14 protein-coding genes are annotated in these 15,324 nt (G+C 56.9%); 5 read left to right on the top strand and 9 right to left on the bottom strand.

The window, feature by feature from the left end; all coding sequences use genetic code 11:
* Window positions 1-275 precede the first annotated feature (275 nt).
* Both J3O30_RS30565 and J3O30_RS30560 read right to left on the bottom strand, forming a co-directional pair.
* Complete coding sequence (locus J3O30_RS30565; RefSeq protein ID WP_164575276.1) at window positions 276-1,187, bottom strand: GSU2403 family nucleotidyltransferase fold protein; 912 nt, start codon at window positions 1,185-1,187, stop codon at window positions 276-278.
* Window positions 1,184-2,266, bottom strand: a complete 1,083-nt coding sequence (locus tag J3O30_RS30560) for a hypothetical protein (RefSeq protein ID WP_207585688.1) — start codon at window positions 2,264-2,266, stop codon at window positions 1,184-1,186. Before J3O30_RS30560 ends, J3O30_RS30565 begins: the two co-directional genes overlap by 4 nt.
* A gap of 224 nt (window positions 2,267-2,490) precedes the next feature.
* Here J3O30_RS30560 and J3O30_RS30555 point away from each other — a divergent pair, with 224 nt between their 5' ends.
* Both J3O30_RS30555 and dinB read left to right on the top strand, forming a co-directional pair.
* The gene (locus tag J3O30_RS30555; RefSeq protein ID WP_245315061.1) at window positions 2,491-2,715 is read left to right on the top strand and encodes a cold-shock protein; all 225 of its coding nucleotides are present in this window, start codon (window positions 2,491-2,493) and stop codon (window positions 2,713-2,715) included.
* Window positions 2,678-3,718 carry a DNA polymerase IV gene (gene dinB, locus J3O30_RS30550; protein WP_222257351.1) on the top strand — a complete coding sequence of 347 codons (1,041 nt, stop codon included), beginning with the start codon at window positions 2,678-2,680 and terminating at the stop codon, window positions 3,716-3,718. Before J3O30_RS30555 ends, dinB begins: the two co-directional genes overlap by 38 nt.
* Before the next feature lie 358 nt (window positions 3,719-4,076).
* Here dinB and J3O30_RS30545 read toward each other — a convergent pair whose 3' ends face one another.
* The 3 genes from J3O30_RS30545 to J3O30_RS30535 form a co-directional block, all read right to left on the bottom strand.
* A complete protein-coding gene (locus J3O30_RS30545) occupies window positions 4,077-4,223 on the bottom strand; it encodes a DUF1127 domain-containing protein (protein ID WP_207585687.1) in 147 nt (48 codons plus the stop codon).
* 170 nt (window positions 4,224-4,393) lie between these two features.
* A complete protein-coding gene (locus tag J3O30_RS30540; RefSeq protein ID WP_207585686.1) occupies window positions 4,394-5,374 on the bottom strand; it encodes a 3'-5' exonuclease in 981 nt (326 codons plus the stop codon).
* 238 nt (window positions 5,375-5,612) lie between these two features.
* Window positions 5,613-5,813: a hypothetical protein gene (locus J3O30_RS30535; protein WP_207585685.1), complete on the bottom strand. Its 201-nt coding sequence runs from the start codon at window positions 5,811-5,813 to the stop codon at window positions 5,613-5,615.
* A 110-nt stretch (window positions 5,814-5,923) separates the two neighbouring features.
* Between J3O30_RS30535 and J3O30_RS30530 the strand changes: the two genes are divergently transcribed.
* From J3O30_RS30530 to J3O30_RS30520, 3 genes are all read left to right on the top strand, one after another.
* A complete protein-coding gene (locus tag J3O30_RS30530; RefSeq protein WP_207585684.1) occupies window positions 5,924-6,925 on the top strand; it encodes a DUF1353 domain-containing protein in 1,002 nt (333 codons plus the stop codon).
* Window positions 6,926-7,103: 178 nt separating this feature from the next.
* On the top strand, window positions 7,104-9,215 hold the full coding sequence (locus tag J3O30_RS30525; RefSeq protein ID WP_207585683.1) for a S8 family serine peptidase: 2,112 nt from the start codon (window positions 7,104-7,106) through the stop codon (window positions 9,213-9,215).
* Window positions 9,215-10,507 carry an MBL fold metallo-hydrolase gene (locus tag J3O30_RS30520; protein ID WP_207585682.1) on the top strand — a complete coding sequence of 431 codons (1,293 nt, stop codon included), beginning with the start codon at window positions 9,215-9,217 and terminating at the stop codon, window positions 10,505-10,507. The genes J3O30_RS30525 and J3O30_RS30520 overlap by 1 nt, the downstream gene beginning before the upstream one ends.
* Before the next feature lie 173 nt (window positions 10,508-10,680).
* Here J3O30_RS30520 and J3O30_RS30515 read toward each other — a convergent pair whose 3' ends face one another.
* The 4 genes from J3O30_RS30515 to J3O30_RS30500 are packed head-to-tail and all read right to left on the bottom strand — an operon-like array spanning window position 10,681 to window position 15,191.
* Window positions 10,681-11,739: a ferritin-like protein gene (locus J3O30_RS30515; protein ID WP_207585681.1), complete on the bottom strand. Its 1,059-nt coding sequence runs from the start codon at window positions 11,737-11,739 to the stop codon at window positions 10,681-10,683.
* Entirely contained in the window at window positions 11,736-13,352 is a 1,617-nt protein-coding gene (locus J3O30_RS30510; RefSeq protein ID WP_207585680.1) for a GMC family oxidoreductase, read from the bottom strand. The genes J3O30_RS30515 and J3O30_RS30510 overlap by 4 nt, the downstream gene beginning before the upstream one ends.
* Window positions 13,353-13,355: 3 nt before the next feature.
* The gene (locus J3O30_RS30505) at window positions 13,356-13,823 is read right to left on the bottom strand and encodes a hypothetical protein (protein ID WP_207585679.1); all 468 of its coding nucleotides are present in this window, start codon (window positions 13,821-13,823) and stop codon (window positions 13,356-13,358) included.
* A gap of 48 nt (window positions 13,824-13,871) precedes the next feature.
* Window positions 13,872-15,191 carry a hypothetical protein gene (locus tag J3O30_RS30500; RefSeq protein ID WP_207585678.1) on the bottom strand — a complete coding sequence of 440 codons (1,320 nt, stop codon included), beginning with the start codon at window positions 15,189-15,191 and terminating at the stop codon, window positions 13,872-13,874.
* Window positions 15,192-15,324 lie beyond the last annotated feature (133 nt).

The raw sequence follows: 15,324 nt of genomic DNA, 5'->3' as shown, positions 1-15,324 counted from the left end.
GACTACGGTGCCTCCGTTCAAAGACGCGCCTACCCTGGCGCGGTCGATCCAAGATTGCGTTAAACCATTGCGCCAGTGGAAGCAGCTCGGGCAACTGATGCTTTCTTGCTTGATGGAGTCGCGCGGTAGCCGCACATATAATGGCACTTGCCTCGTCGTCTTGGCCGTGTTCGGCCATTTGTGGTGCGGAAAAATCCTGCGCTTTCTGGCCGCGTTGGCCGGAGGGCGATGATGCTCGACGTCGAGTTCACCGCCTGCGGCCCGCGCTCCGAGCATCACTTGAACGCAATACCAAGCGCGCTTAAAAACTCGAGCATGATGTCATTGACGGCACGCTGGCGCAAAATCCGGGCTTCTCTGATTTCCGTGTCGTCTGCAGCACCTTCAATTTCGAACTGCGCCACGGCAACGTTGCCTTCGCGCAGGTAGCCTTCGTCTGGCTCCGGATCACAAAAGCGGGTGAGCAAAAGCGTCAGGGCACGTTCGATGACCTCCCGATCGTTGCCTTTCAGAGCCTCTTGGAATTTGGCGATTGCGCCGGCGAGCCCGCCTTCTCCGTGTTCGAGGCAGTAGACGAGATCGTGCGCATCTTTGCGCTCACGCCGGTGATCAAAGGCAAACGCCTTGAGGCATGTGAATGCCACGATATCGGCGTAGGGGATGGATTCTGTCGAGCGGCCTTTTTCACCCAACAGATCAGCGGTGACTTCCATCCGATCGTGGTGCCCGAACACGAGCGACGCGTGAGGGATATTCACCGCAGAAACATTTCCTTCCGTCGGCAGTTCCTGCAATGCGCCACCCCGGAGCTTCGGGTCGTCTGCCAAGAACTCCAGAATGACGAGAATGCCGTGCTCGGTCATGGTCTGCCAACGCCAGTTGACCTTATTGCCCTTGTCATTTTGCGCACGCTCGAAACCCATTTTTTTGAGGTTCTGTTCGAGCGTCCGGTATGCCTCTGTGTCGGCGAGGATCGACAGATCGACGACGACATCGATATCGCCGGTTCCTGCATGAGGCGGGACGTCAGGCGGCCTCTTGGTGACGATGTAGCGCGGTGCAAGCCCACCGACCAGAAAGACGGAATCACGCCAGGGGCCGAGGCCGCTGAAGAGCGTAACCAGGACGCGCTCGCAGTCGCGGGTAACATCGGCACTGTATTCAGTCAGTATCTGGGGCTTTGTCATTCGGGTCCCGCGAGTTTTGTCAGCCGAAGATGGTCGGCCAGTTCCTTTGAGCGACCGCTGTCAAGCTGCAGGAGATCGAGGTAGGTTTGAAGTGGATCTGTGACCCAGACATGACCGACCCGTTGGCGAAACAGAAAGTCGTGGCGTGGATTAGAGTCTATAACTCCCAGATTCCAGCCCTCTTTGACAGCCTTTGCTCCCAGTTTTCGAAGAAGGCTTTCGCCGCCATGATCGATGCGGCAATGGATTTGGGATATCTTCGAGAGGTGCGGTGCATGGATCTGCCCGGCCATGAGCCCGGAAATTTCGTAGCGAACTCCCGTCTCATCGCAGATGCGGTCAATCTCACGGATCGCCTCATCGATATTGGTCATCCGCATATAGTACGAGCGGAGCGGCTTCGGCTTGATCGAAGCGACATAGGAAGACCACTCGTCAAGCAGCGCGCGGGGATTGGAGAGTATCCTTTCCTTCGATGGACCGGCACCCTTGGAGCTCACCCATTCGCGGCGCTCTAGTTCGATAAGAACCTGGGATGCAGTTGTGGGAGATACGGATGCCCGCTCGGCCAGTTCATGCACACCGAACCATTGGTCCTTAAATGTCCAGACGGCATGGAGGGCCTTTGCGCGACTTCCAACGAACAGATTGTTGAGCGATCGAGCCTGCTGCTTCGAGGCTGGCTTTTCGACGAGAACAAAGAGATTGTCGGCCGAAAGATAGAGACTGCCGCTACGATCGAAATAACCGATCTTCTCCTCGCGCAGGAGTGCACGTGCGCCTGGGGAAATGGTATCGGCCATCAATAGGGGGAGAACTCTGGAATTGCCTGGCGGCATGGCGGCAATGTATTTCTTCAGCTGCCAGATTGCTTCCCTGACGTCTCTTGGAAAAGCTGATCTTTTGACCTCGACAACAAGTTTGAGAGGCGCATCAAAAAATCGCGCATCTATAAGGAAATCTGCGTGAGAGTTTCCCATCTGCGACTCAGACATGGGCTCGGACGTGATTTCCCCGCCTGCCTCCGTGAGGCTGGCCGTCAACTCACTCAACATATCGAAGGCTACGGACTCTTCCATAGATATTCCCTGCGCAGCAAATATAGCTCTTATGCCGCATATCCGCGGAAATGTCTATATGTACTGCGCAGCAAACAAACGCAAACTGCTATGCAAAGCTCCGTCCCGCGCGGCAAAAGAGTCCGCGCCTTCTCATAGACGAGGTTCATCCGTTGATTGGCAATTGCTCCCGCTTAGGTTCGTTTCGCGCGTGAACATGCCGCAAAGACTGAAGAGGAACTGAGATGGCGACCGGTACTGTCAAATTTTTCAACGGTGATAAGGGATTTGGCCTCATTACCCCAGAGAATGGTGGAACGGACGTGTTCGTTCACGTGTCCGCTTTGCAGCAAGGCGGTTCGCTCAGAGAAGGTGACAAGGTCAGCTTCGAGGTAAACGCCAACGCCGATCCGCAAAATCGTCCATGTGGACATGGATGCCTTTTACGCGTCGGTCGAGCAGCGCGATAACCCGGAACTTCGTGGTAAGCCACTCGCCGTCGGCGGATCCGCAGCACGCGGCGTGGTGGCCGCCGCAAGCTATGAGGCGCGTGCCTTTGGTGTCCATTCGGCCATGCCGTCGGTCACCGCAAAACGGAAATGCCCGGAGCTGATTTTCGTGCCGCCGCGCGTCGACGTCTATAAGGCGGTTTCCCAGCAAATCCGCGAAATCTTCGCCGAATATACGCCGCTGATCGAGCCGCTATCGCTGGACGAAGCCTATCTGGATGTGACGGAAAATCTGAAGGGCATGGAAATCGCCACCGAGATTGCGCTGGAGATCCGTGCGAAGATCAAGCAGGTCACCGGGCTCAACGCTTCGGCCGGCATCTCCTACAACAAGTTCCTCGCGAAAATGGCCAGCGACTTGAACAAACCCAATGGCCAGGCCGTCATCACACCGAAGAACGGACCAGGCTTTGTCGAAGCCTTGCCCGTCAAGAAATTCCATGGCGTCGGGCCGGCGACGGCTGAGCGCATGCGCAAATACGGGATCGAAACCGGGCTCGATTTGAAATCGAAGTCGCTCGCCTTCCTGCAGGAGCATTTTGGAAAGTCCGGTGCTTATTTTTATGGCATCGCGCGGGGCATCGATGAGCGCCAGGTCCGGCCTGACCGCATCCGAAAATCCGTCGGCGCCGAGGATACGTTCGTCGAGGATATCGACAATCTCGACCTGGCCAAAGCCGAGCTCCGACCGTTGGCCGAGAAGGCCTGGCGGTATTGCGGGGCCCATGACATCACGGGAAAGACGATCACCGTCAAAATCAAATACTCGGATTTCAGTCAGGCGACACGCAGCAGGACCGTGTCCGGAGCCGTTTCCGACGTCGACCAGATGCTGGAGATTGCAGAGACCCTGCTCGCCTCGGTGTTCCCGTTCAAACGTCCGGTGCGGCTCTTAGGGATCACCCTGTCATCGCTCAACACCGAAGAAAGCGGGCAAGAACCGCAACTCGATCTGGGACTTTGATCCCGCCGAGCCTGAAAACGAAAAAGCCTGCCGCGGGAGGAGGTGCGGCAGGCTTTTCGAAAAGAACCGAACAACGGCTGGAGGAGTGCCGCTGTTCCGACAGACGCCCCTTGGGAGGAGGAGTGGGCCGTCTGAATTCGAAGCTCTGCGGGAGGAGGTGCATCGCTTCGATGAAAACCAAGATACCTTTTCGCGCCGCACATTAAATAGACTTTGCTGCAGTGCAGATATGCGAAAAATGCATGACGTAATCCTGACGACAGCTATCTCCAGCACAGCGCCTCGCGGCGGCCAGACACAAAAACGCCCGCGTCATCAGCGGGCGTAGTGTCATTCAGGATGGGTAGGAAAAAGCCGCTTAGCGAGCGACCGACTGGCGAGCAACGCTGCGGATGTCGGCGCGATCGATGCCGAGGTCCTGCAGTTCGCGCGAGCTCATGCGGCCGAGTTCGGTAACGGTCTGACGGTACTTGCGCCAGTTATTGAAAGAGCGTGCTACGTTCATGATGATCCCCTTTCGTGAGGTCTCTTGACGCCAGCAACCTTGCTTCGGTTCCAACGTCGTTTCGATGATTGGAAGATAGGCCCTTGGACGCCCGTCGATAAGGCACAAGGTCTCAGGTCGGCCATGCGCTCAAAGCATGGGTCCGATCAGAAGATGGGCTGAAGGGGCTATCAGGCCCGGAACCGGTCGAAGGCAGTGAGGCGTTTGATTGGAGGATCGGCGTCTGGATAGCGGTAGATTTCGGCCCTGAGATAGCGGAGCTCATCATCGAGCGCTTCTTCCCCAACCTCGATCCACCAGGATTTGGGACGGCCGTCGCTTCCGTCGGTCCAGCGATAGCCTCGCGCCTTCAGGTCGTCCTTCATGTCGAAGGGGCTGTTCTCCGCAAGGATCCGCACACGTGACCTCTGGCTTGCTTCATAGAGCTCGGCGAAAGCGGTGGAAGCCGATCCTTCGACTTCCCGAGCGAGAACCTCCAAAAGCGCGAAACAATCATCGACAGCCCGATGACCATCATGGAAGTAGCCCGCCTGCCCGATGAGGTAGCCGAGCTTGGTGCCCTCATATCCGCGTGAAGCCCAGTCGATCTCGGAGTTCGAGCAAGCCCAGGCCTTACCGGAGAACAGATCAGAAAACGCCTCGCAGAATGGCCGGTCGAAACCGGCATTGTGGGCGATCAGCAGATCAGCGGGGTCAATCAGCGCCTTTAGCGCCGCCATGTCGATCGTTTGCCCGGCGACCATGTCGTCGGTGATCCCGGTGAGCCTGGTGATTTCGGGGGGAACGGAAACGCTCGGCTGTTGAAGCCCACCATAGATGCCGGTCACGTCACCGATAGTTCCTGTCGCATCGAAGGTGAAAGCGATCACGCCAATCTCGATGGTCTCATCCTTGCGAGCATTGAGGCCCGTGGTCTCGGTGTCGAGAATGATGCCCTTGAGGGGGTACGCTGGCCGGGCGAAGAGAGCTATTGCGCGCGGCATAAGTTTCTGCAGGATCCGATATCGACCTGTCTCCGACAGATGTCGGACCATGTCCTCTTCACTCATGGGAATGGCATGCTTGTCGGGTTCAGCGGACTTGGAGGTGCTACGCGTAACCACATGGTCGCGCGGAACCTGCTCCGAAAACATGTCAAACTGCTCTGCCATTCCTGTTGTCAAATCCCCGGCGCCGATTTGCTTACTTCAAAACACGGCACGATCGGCAGATCAACCTTGTTGGTGGGGGTGCGATTTCAGCCAACCTCGCGAGCAAGGTTTACAATCTCGCAGTTTCACGCAGCTACAGCTCTTGGGTTGTTGATCGCAAGCACCCTCAGCCTGCGTTCCAACGCGCGGTCACCAGATTGCCGATGGGCCAGAAGCGAACGAACGTCTGCGGCGGCTATCAGCCGCAGGGTAGAATTCCGCGCGCCAACGCAATGGATTCGGTGGTTTCGGCGACCTTGAACGGGTCGTTGTAAAGGCTCACCATGGTACTTTCCCCCGATTTCGTATAGCAGAGCTTGGATGACAACTGGGGCGGCGCAATCGTCGGACCGCCTGGCGCTGGTACCCCTCCGGAAAGTGAGAAGCGCGCATCAACCATCCAACCTCCTGACGCTCTTTGACGCCATCGATAGAATTTGCAATCATGGGTTATTTTCTGGGGGGACATGCTCGGACTTTGCGGAGCTGAGACTGGGGAGGGTTTCAAACATGCAACGTGACCTTTTAGCTAAAAGCGGTAGTTCGGACAGTTCCTTTAAGCGCGTACTATTGGCCGCGGCTCTCCTTTGTTGCAGCGCGATCGAAATCAACGCGGCTGAGTTCTTCGGCAATTTCTCGAGCGGACCGTCGGGTCAGTTCATAGACGCTGATCCGCGACCCTTATTTGAATTGTCAAACAACTTCAGCTTCGATGACCCGAATGGCCTCAAATGGGACGTTCCCGCCGGTGAAAAAGTAGATGGCGCATCTATTCCACAGGCCTTCTGGTCGATTATTGGAGGGCCATTCGAAGGGCCTTATCTGAAGGCATCCATCATTCACGATTATTTTTGCACGAAGCAAAATCGCACAGCTCACGACACGCACCGGAACTTCTACTATGGCATGCGGGCCAACGGAGTGGCGGAATGGAAAGCAAAGGCAATGTACTGGGCGGTCGCGACGTACGGACCAGACTGGACTCTGGAAACAAAGGTCGTGAACGAACTGCAGTGCCACGCTGGACTCACCGGCAGTCTATGCACTTCAGTTCCCATAGTTGTCACGGCGACGGTTGCCACACTGCGCGTTAATCTCGAAAATCCAGAAACTTTGGCTGTCGCAGTTGGAAAATTCAATGCAATCGCTCGTAATCTCAAGACGTCGGACGGGGCAACGCTCGACGTTCTGCCGACCGGAACGGTCTCCGCCTCGATTGAAAGCATTGAAAGTAACGCTGCGAATACCCGCGAGATTTTCGCGACGTCAGCATATCGGCTAGATCCGAATTCACTTGGTGTTGTCCTTGAACCGAAGCGCATCCAGCTCGACGCTATAGACGATTGGCCGGAGAATAAGATTCCCAGCTTTTCAGACATCCAAGGTAGCGCCCTTCCGCAGGGCGGCGATGTTTCAGGTGGCATGGTGCTGGAGCCTACCGATCTCAAGGTTTTTGAACAGAAACTGGACCTCAGTCCGACGCAGTTCAATCTGCCTACCCGGTTGAACTAGCTCGCTTGGTTCGTGTGGAGTGATTTGCCAACGGATTGAAGCGTCACGCGCCACAAACGCTCACGTGCGACTTCAGTATCTCATGGCGCCGATGGGCCGATTTCTAGAACTGTGTGTCCACTTCAGAAAGTGCTTGTCGCAATAGAATCCTCGGATCGAAAAAGGACCTTGAACTGAGATGGCCAATCCACTTGATCGCATGCGCAAACTCAATAGCCGTCTGCGTTGCGTGGCAAACGGCGATTCTAACGTGAACGCGGTGCGCGCGCAGCAGAACGGTGCAGTGCGGCTCAAACCGGCGGCGCAGAAACTGAAAGTGCCTGATATCGTCAGCTTGACGACCGACGACAGCGTCAAGCAACTGAAGCGTGAGATCGATGCAATCGCCCGCGGCCCGAAACAGAAGGACCTGCCGAAGGATGTCGAGGTCAGCGTCTTTGTCCTTCTGAATCGCGAGAGCGCTAAATCTCCTGATCTTGTCACACGCCGCAACGGCCGTGTCGGCACAGCCACCGTAAGCATCGCGGACCTCCAAAAGCTCGACTCGGATCCCGTGGTGCAATCCATCGAGCTCGCCGAGACGCTGCGGGCGCCGGACCCTCAGATTGGCGCCAACACCCCCAGCCAACCATCCGCCGACCGCTACGTTCTCTACAATAGCGGCACAGTCGGAGTCGCCGGCAAGAACCGAACGATCGATGACATTGGCAAGAACGTGTTAATCGGGATAATCGACGTAGGTGGCATTGATTTCGCCCACGAAGACTTCATGGACGATGCCGGCAATTCACGTATCATCCGCATCTGGGATCAAGGCGGTGATGCTTTCGACCCACCGCAACTCGCCGTCAGCGAGGGGAAGGCAAGCAAAGCCCAAAGCCGCGGGTCTGAAATCACGGCCGAGCACATCGCCTTTGCGCTGAAAGAAGCCAAGGCGGCGCGGGTATCACCCTACGATCTTGCGCCGCAGTCACAGCAAATCCGCGGTTCTCATGCAACCCATGTTGCAAGCATCGCTGCGGGCCGCTCCGGTCTCTGCAAAAGGGCAAAGATCGCCGCTGTTCTCCTGTCGCTCCCCGACGCCGACAACGATCGTCGCAAATCGTTCTACGACACGACCTGCCTTGTCGACGGCCTGGCGTATCTCTTCGCGCTGGCGGAGGCTGACAAGGATATCGAGGCGATTTCGATCAATGTCAGCCTCGGCACCAATGGCGGCGCACACGATGGCTCGGAGCTTCTTTCACGCTGGATCGACGCATCGATGACCGAGCCGGGCCGGTCGATTTGCGTCGCGGCCGGGAACTCCGGACAGGATGCGCTGGAATTCGAAGGCGATACCGGCATCTGGTCTGGGCGCGTGCATTCCAGCGGTCGAATCCCAGCGGCGGCGCTGCGGCGCGATCTGGAATGGCTCGTGGTTGGCAACGGTGTCGAAGACGTCTCCGAGAATGAGCTCGAAATCTGGTACAGCGCACAGGATGAATTCGACGTTGAGCTCTTTACCCCTAACGGCATTCGCATCGGGCCGGTCTCTCCCGGCCAGAGGGTGGAGAACCTGCTGCTGGCCGATCGCACGGTCGTTTCGATCTACAACGTCCTGAGTGACCCCAAAAATGGGGATAACCGTATTTCGATCTATCTCAGTCCCTATATGGGCGAGCCAATCGTGGGGATTACAGCCGGCGGCTGGAAGGTGCGGCTTACCGGCAAGGTGGTGCGCAACGGAGCCTACGATGCGTGGATCGAGCGGGACGACCCGTCACGAGGTCGGGTACGCACGCAGTGGCGGTTACCCTCGTTCTTTGGACCGGATACCTTCGTCGACCATTCGACGCTGAGTTCGTTGGCATGTGGTCCGCGCGTGATCGGCGTAGCGAATCTCGATGAGGCGCGGGAACTGCTCAACGCGTCCTCGAGCCAAGGGCCGACCCGCGATGGGAGGATGAAGCCAGAGATTGCGGCGCCGGGCACTGGGATCGTCGCGGCCTGCGGTTTCGATTCGCAAAACAAGTGGATTGAAATGACGGGTACCAGCATGGCAAGCCCCTATGTCGCGGGCGTTGCCGGGCTGATGCTCTCGCTAAACCCGCAACTCACTGCCGCCCAGATCGGTGGGGTCATCCAACGCACTTCACAACCGCTTCCGGGTTCCGGCTACGAATGGCAAAACGGCTCTGGTTTCGGTGTCATTGATCCGGGCGCGTGCCTGCGGGAGGTGGTGAGAATGGTCCAGCCCGTGGATGACCTGACCGACAGTCTTCAGAAGCGAATGAAGGGCAAAAGTTGATGCAGATCGAAGTTTTCCCTGCCGCCAGCGGCGACTGCCTGTTACTGACCTCGAGCGATGACCGGCGTGTGTTGGCCGATGCCGGCCTACCGGACGCCTATGACGAATTCATCGCGACCCCACTCTCCGAACTCAGGGCGGCGCAAAAGGAAATCGACGTCGTTTATGTCTCACACATCGACCGCGACCATATCGGTGGCGTGCTCCGGATGCTTGATGACGAGATGAAGTGGCGAGCCTTCGACCACATGCAGCTCAAGGGCAAGAAGTTCAAACAGCCCGCGATGCCCAGGCCGCCGGCGATTCGAGCGCTCTGGCACAATGCCTTCCTCGACGACATCAGCAAGTCCGAAAGCGTGCAACTGGGTAGCGCACTTGCGGCCAGTGCCAACGCGATGGCTGGCCTCAATGCCGCCGGGTTGGGTACGCCGGAAATGGTGAGGAATGCGGAGCGTGTCGAGATGCTCGCGCTCAGCGTCGGCGACGCCATCGAAGTCAACTGGCGGATCGGAGACGATCAGTTGAGCATACCGCTCAATCCAGACTTCGCCGGAAACTTCATGGTCGCGCGCCCGAAAAAGCCGATTGCGTTAGGCTCTATGACCACTACCGTGCTGGGTCCAACGAAGGTACAGCTCGATGAGTTGCGCAAAGACTGGATCGACTGGCTGAAGAAAAAGAAAGACTACGTCGAAACCCTGCGCAATCGGCATCGCCGCGATGTCGAAGACCTTCGCTCCGGAGTGTCGCCGATGGACGTCGCCCGCCGAGCGCAGGAATTGGCGCTCGCGATCGAAAAGGATGTCACTCCCCCCAATCTCGCCTCTCTCGTACTTCTCGTCGAGGAGAATGGCCGCCGAATTCTTCTGACAGGAGACGCGGGCGATGAGAGCCTGCTCGAATACCTGACCGCGGCGAAATTAATCGGAGACGACAAACCTTTCGAAGTCGACGTGCTGAAAGTGCCCCATCATGGCGCCGACAACAGCTACTCAAAGAAATTCGTCGAGAGTATCCGTGCCAGCCACTATATTTTCTGCGGTGACGGCGCGCATCACAACCCGGAGCCAGACGTCGTCGAAGGATATCTGAAGGCTGTGAAAACCATACCGTTGAGTGACGGCGGCGACACGACATTCTGGTTCAATTGCTCGTCAGCACGCTGCGCTACTAAACACCTGAAACTCTGGCAGAAGATCGAGGGATTCTTTGGAGCCGGTGGCTTGGCTCCCGAAGTCAAGGCGCACTTCCTCTCAAAAAACGCAAGTCGACACAGCCTAACTTTGACCTGATCGCGCTGACGGGTGAAAATCTGCCTGTGCTTGCCTTGATGGGAGCCGAGCCGCAGACGCTGGGCCGCTTCTATCCTCGCCCTTTGGCGTCCGCGATGGCGACCAACTCGACCGCGCCGCCACGCCGACATAGTCGAGGTAACCTACCCGGCTGCTCTGAATCAGGGTCGCTCTTAATCCACCCACTCAAAGGTCGGACAAGCCGTCTCGCCGCCGGTGGAGTTAGGAAACGGGGTCTGCATGAGCTCCCGTGCGGTCGACGTCATTTCGTGCATGCCGTTCATGATCGCAGTATAGAGTGAATTCGGCGTCCCGTTAACCGCCTCCCCAAGTTGGCGGAGCATCATCGTGTAACGACGATTGAAGGATTCATTCAACTTTGCAGCTTGCGATTCCGTAGGATAGTCCATCGCCCGGGCGTTCTTTTTGATAGGATAGACAGCCCCATAATCGATCGGCATCGGATCGCCTGTTGGCGGCTCGTCAGGTTGATCCGACTTCAGAAAGTGACGCTCGTAGAAAATCTCGCTGAACCGGTAGTAGTGACCCATTTCCAGTGGCTCGCCGGCGGTCGCGGCAAGCTTTTCTTGGGACCAAGGCCAAGCGCCCTCACCTTGCTCCACGACGGTTGTAAGCGCAGTCTTCGCACTGTGAATATCGGTCACGATAACGATGGCACCGCCACCGCCCCAGAAGTAGTCGCCTTCAAGCTGCCGTTTACGATCGCCGGTAAAGAGTTTGCCTGGGAGCGCGGCGTCGAGTTCTTCTAGCAAGGAGGAGATCTCGCCGTAGAATTCTCCGATAGTGGGCGCTGGTACATCGATCCTTTCATGCGCCCAAGTTGTCTTGGCAATCGGCGTCTGCGGCTGCTCGATTTTCATGAAGGTCTCGATCGATTCCTTCGAGAAAGGTCCGAGATCAATCGGGAACGTCCGATCGGCGAACGGCCGGCCCTCGAAGGTCATCGTCAGGGGATAGGCAGGGCAGTTCGCTTTGGCAACAAGCGGCTTGCCACCGACTGCGTTCATAACGTTCGCCACAAGTGCGAAATGCAGCATCTCTTCCATTGCGATGCCTCGAACGAGATCGGCGGCTTCGCGGTTCGCACTGCGCTTCATGCTGAGCAGGGCTACGAGGTAGGGAGGGAGCGTGGCCCATTCGAGTTCCAGCGCCAATTGCAGTCGAGCGAGCAATGTTTGGCGTTTCGCCTGGAATTCGTCGTTCGTCATCATGCGCTGCCTCGTGCATTTAGATGGTCCCCCAGCTTCAGTGCCAATGCCGTGAGCGTTAGGGTTGGATTGATTGCTCCAATGTTAGGGAAAACTGCGTTCGAGATCACATAGAGGTTGTCGATCCCGTGCACCCTGAGATCGTCATCGACGACGCCCTCTTCTTGTTTTGAGCTCATCCTGCAGACGGAGGCCGCATGATCGGCCCGCCAGGATAATGACTTCGTCCCGGTGGGAGGCGCGCCCATTGCGTTGAGGATTTCGCCCACCTTGGCTTCCACCAGAGCCATTCGTTTGTCAAACTCCGGGTCCTTGTCGTACTCGATCTGGGTCATTGGTATGCCGACGCGGTTATATTTGACCTTGCCTCCGGCATCCTTGGCAACAGTCACCCGATTATGGAAGCGCCCGAACACCTCGATCATCCCGTGGATTTGAATCCCGGTCTTTCCCTCAAGTGCATCAATGATCTCTTTCCGTGATTGGCCTTTCTGAAGGCTATCGGCAAGCCTGAATCCGACCGCATCCGGTGGTGAGACCAGAACGAACTTTCCGGCGGCCTGTTCAGCCTTGCTATCGAAATGCCGGGAAGCAAGCGTCGGAAAGTCCATTTCCGCTTGGAGACGGAGAGGGTTCTCTTTCAAAAGTCCCTCAAAGGTGAAATACGGGTGGGTGACAAGATAGCGACCCACCAAATCATGGTCATTGCCAAGTCCGTTTTGCCATTCTTCCGAGACCGAACGCAGAAGGAGCTTGGCAGACTCGATTGCGCCCGCGGCAACGATGACGCGATCGGCCTCAACGTCCAGCGAGGCTCCCGTCTCGCGGTCCCAGAACGTCACGCCTTTGACCCGGCGTTTTCCGTCTGAGATGATCCGATCGACGATGGCGCCAAGCCGCACCGAGAAACCAGGAAAATCGTTCCATTCAATCAAATCGTCGAGGTAGTTGCAGGCAGCATAGCGCGCGCCGAAAGGACAGTATTTGCAGGTGCCAGTCGTTTGGCATGGCGCATGTCTCGACGGTTCGCCCGAGACGCCTCGCCTCGCGATAGGCAAATGGCCGTAACCGATTTTTAGCTTGTCGAGCCCATCTGCAATCGGACCATCCATGACAGTGAATGGAAATTCACGAAATGGGTAATCCCGAGTGCGCTTAAGCAAAGGATCACGAGAATCCCCGGAAACAGCGAGATGATGTTCGGCGCGACAGTAAAATGATTCAAGTTCGTCGTAGTCGAACGGCCAATCGATGCCTTGGCCCGTGTTTGACCTCAGGTGGAAGTCCTCCGGCTTTAGCCGGAACGACCAGCCACCCCAATGCAGCGTGGAGCCCCCGTAGGCGAAGACCCTTGCGCCATTGAGAGGCACATCCGTCCCTCCAGCACTGGTGTTTTCGCCAGTAAAATCGCGCTGAGGGTATGGCAGATCGGTATATTGTTCGTAAGGCGTCTGGCGCGTGAGCATGTATTGCTCCCACAGTCCGTAGTCCTTCGTTTTCACCCGCACCCCTGCCTCTAGGATCAGGATGGAAGCTTGCGGATTCTTCTCAAGCAGCGTTTGCGCGACTGCCGTAGCGGCGACTCCCGAGCCAATGATGACGGTTTCCGCTTTCATTGGTCACCGCTTGCGATAAGGGGTCGGTTCCCCCTCGATGTTTGCGCCTCCGAAGTATCCGCGATAGTTGATCGCGCCGAAAGACTTGAACCCCCCGAGCGCCAGACGAAGAGATATGAATTCGTTTGCGACGAACCGTTGAATAGCCTCAAGCCGCGTGGCCGGAATACCCGATTGGACGACCCGCGGTTTTTGTCCGAAAAGCCGATCGAGTGCCGCCGCTTGTCCTAAATCCGAAACCAACTCGTCAAAATATACCGCCCCTTTCGCATAGTAGTCCCTGTAGATCGGGCTTACATTGATTCTGTTTTCCAGGAAGGTTTCAAAACGCAGCCGATAGGTCGACGGGTCATCTCCAAGGGTCCAGCGCTCGCCAATTGCGACAAAGATCGTCCACAGCGTCTCGACCGTCGCCTGCGACAGAGGCTCTAGAGTTCTGCTTATGGGGTGTATAGCTCGACGTTGATACATTGCGCTTTCCCTCTTTTGCGCCAGCTTGGTTCTCGCGAGGCATCGCCATTACTGGCGCGGTGGCACCATGGTTTGTAGAATGCGCTTGCGCGCCACTGGCGTGTCCGAGGAACTACACATCGGCCGGTTATAGAAGCCGCTGCTCCGGCATATTAAGGGAGTCTCGCCAGTTAAATCGCCGGCTTCGCAGGCGAGACATGCCCGAAATATCGCAGCCTCGAGCTGGAGCGAATAATCCAATGTTGCAGCGGCGGGCTCCAAGGGTTGGAAGATTTGACCGGACTTTATGTTTTGGAACCACGTATCGACGTGGCGTTTGACTGCCTGAGTATTGTCCAAACGGGCCATATCGAAAGCGCTGTTCAACAGCCCCATCGTCGCCCGTGGGCTGCGCGCTGCCGAGTGACAGGATAGGCACGAGGATCGAATGTTGTCTGCAGGGCCGTTCGCACGCCCCATAAAACCCATCGTCGGCCGCTTGCTCCAACCGAAGGTGACATCTTTCAGGTCTTGATTGATCCAGCTTTGCATGATCGATGTGTCGTCATAGACTCCGGGATCATTGCCCCACTGAAGCGAGACCGGAACTAGGTTGTCAAAAAACTGGTCACCCTTCGGCGGGCCTTGCCAAACGAAGGTTCCAAACGCCCATCCAGTGTCGAAAGATCCGTTGTCCTTAACAGCGATGTCGACCTGCAAGAGCCGTAGTTGCTGGCGGGTGCGTTCGGTCACGTCATGGGAGTCGCTGCTTGAATCTGGTGGGTCAATGTAAGCCCAATAGACCGGCGCATCCTTAAGATACGAAACCGCGTCGGGCGACGCATCCGTGAACAGGAACTTAATTGAAACAGTGTCTGCCGGAAATTTCAGATTAACAGGCAGCGAAGGGCTGCAAGGGTCAGCGAAGACCTCGCCGAACACAGCAGCTCCCGGCGTGTTGTAGAAACCGACAGCCCAGACCTGCGGGCCTTCCGTACTTGTCTCTGACAAGTCGCCTACCTTCGGTCCTCGCTCCTTCGTCAAGCCCATCAGAGGTTCACGTCCAGACGTTCCGTAGTCAAGCCATTTGGAGATCCACCACGGTTCAGAGCCTGTGCCGGTTAGACGACCCCCGACGTTCTTGAAATGCGGTTTCGCGCTTTCCAAAACGACCTGCATGTATTTGGCAGGTTCGGTGCGAAACTTGATCGACTCCCAAGGTTGGACGTCGCGAGGATTAGGAAATACCTTCGGATAGTCCTCCCGCCAATGTGCAGGATCTGCTCCCGTAACGGTCATCGTGCTGGCCTGGAATCGCGGACAGCTTTCTGCGGCGGCGATCGACTGTGAAACTAACAGCAATACCAGTGAAACGAACGCGATCCTCATGGAGCCCCCATCGCAATCAGCCACAATGCTGGTTGTAGAGGATGGCAGAGAAAGATTGGTCCCGCCAGTGAAATCACGACCGGAGGTAGATTTGCGATATTGAACACGCCAAACATACTTCGGTTGCGTGATC

This window comes from Rhizobium sp. NZLR1 (genome assembly GCF_017357385.1).
Classification (GTDB): Bacteria; Pseudomonadota; Alphaproteobacteria; order Rhizobiales; family Rhizobiaceae; genus Rhizobium.
The sequence above is the reverse complement of the archived record's forward strand: the minus strand, read 5'-3'. Positions and strand labels throughout refer to the sequence as shown.

Excerpts from the sequence above, each read along its gene's own strand:
- J3O30_RS30565 (WP_164575276.1), bottom strand. The coding sequence starts at position 1,187 with ATGACAAAGCCCCAGATACTGACTGAATACAGTGCCGATGTTACCCGC.
- J3O30_RS30560 (WP_207585688.1), bottom strand. The coding sequence starts at position 2,266 with ATGGAAGAGTCCGTAGCCTTCGATATGTTGAGTGAGTTGACGGCCAGC.
- J3O30_RS30555 (WP_245315061.1), top strand. The coding sequence starts at position 2,491 with ATGGCGACCGGTACTGTCAAATTTTTCAACGGTGATAAGGGATTTGGC.
- dinB (WP_222257351.1), top strand. The coding sequence starts at position 2,678 with ATGGATGCCTTTTACGCGTCGGTCGAGCAGCGCGATAACCCGGAACTT.
- J3O30_RS30545 (WP_207585687.1), bottom strand. The coding sequence starts at position 4,223 with ATGAACGTAGCACGCTCTTTCAATAACTGGCGCAAGTACCGTCAGACC.
- J3O30_RS30540 (WP_207585686.1), bottom strand. The coding sequence starts at position 5,374 with ATGGCAGAGCAGTTTGACATGTTTTCGGAGCAGGTTCCGCGCGACCAT.
- J3O30_RS30535 (WP_207585685.1), bottom strand. The coding sequence starts at position 5,813 with ATGGTTGATGCGCGCTTCTCACTTTCCGGAGGGGTACCAGCGCCAGGC.
- J3O30_RS30530 (WP_207585684.1), top strand. The coding sequence starts at position 5,924 with ATGCAACGTGACCTTTTAGCTAAAAGCGGTAGTTCGGACAGTTCCTTT.
- J3O30_RS30525 (WP_207585683.1), top strand. The coding sequence starts at position 7,104 with ATGGCCAATCCACTTGATCGCATGCGCAAACTCAATAGCCGTCTGCGT.
- J3O30_RS30520 (WP_207585682.1), top strand. The coding sequence starts at position 9,215 with ATGCAGATCGAAGTTTTCCCTGCCGCCAGCGGCGACTGCCTGTTACTG.
- J3O30_RS30515 (WP_207585681.1), bottom strand. The coding sequence starts at position 11,739 with ATGATGACGAACGACGAATTCCAGGCGAAACGCCAAACATTGCTCGCT.
- J3O30_RS30510 (WP_207585680.1), bottom strand. The coding sequence starts at position 13,352 with ATGAAAGCGGAAACCGTCATCATTGGCTCGGGAGTCGCCGCTACGGCA.
- J3O30_RS30505 (WP_207585679.1), bottom strand. The coding sequence starts at position 13,823 with ATGTATCAACGTCGAGCTATACACCCCATAAGCAGAACTCTAGAGCCT.
- J3O30_RS30500 (WP_207585678.1), bottom strand. The coding sequence starts at position 15,191 with ATGAGGATCGCGTTCGTTTCACTGGTATTGCTGTTAGTTTCACAGTCG.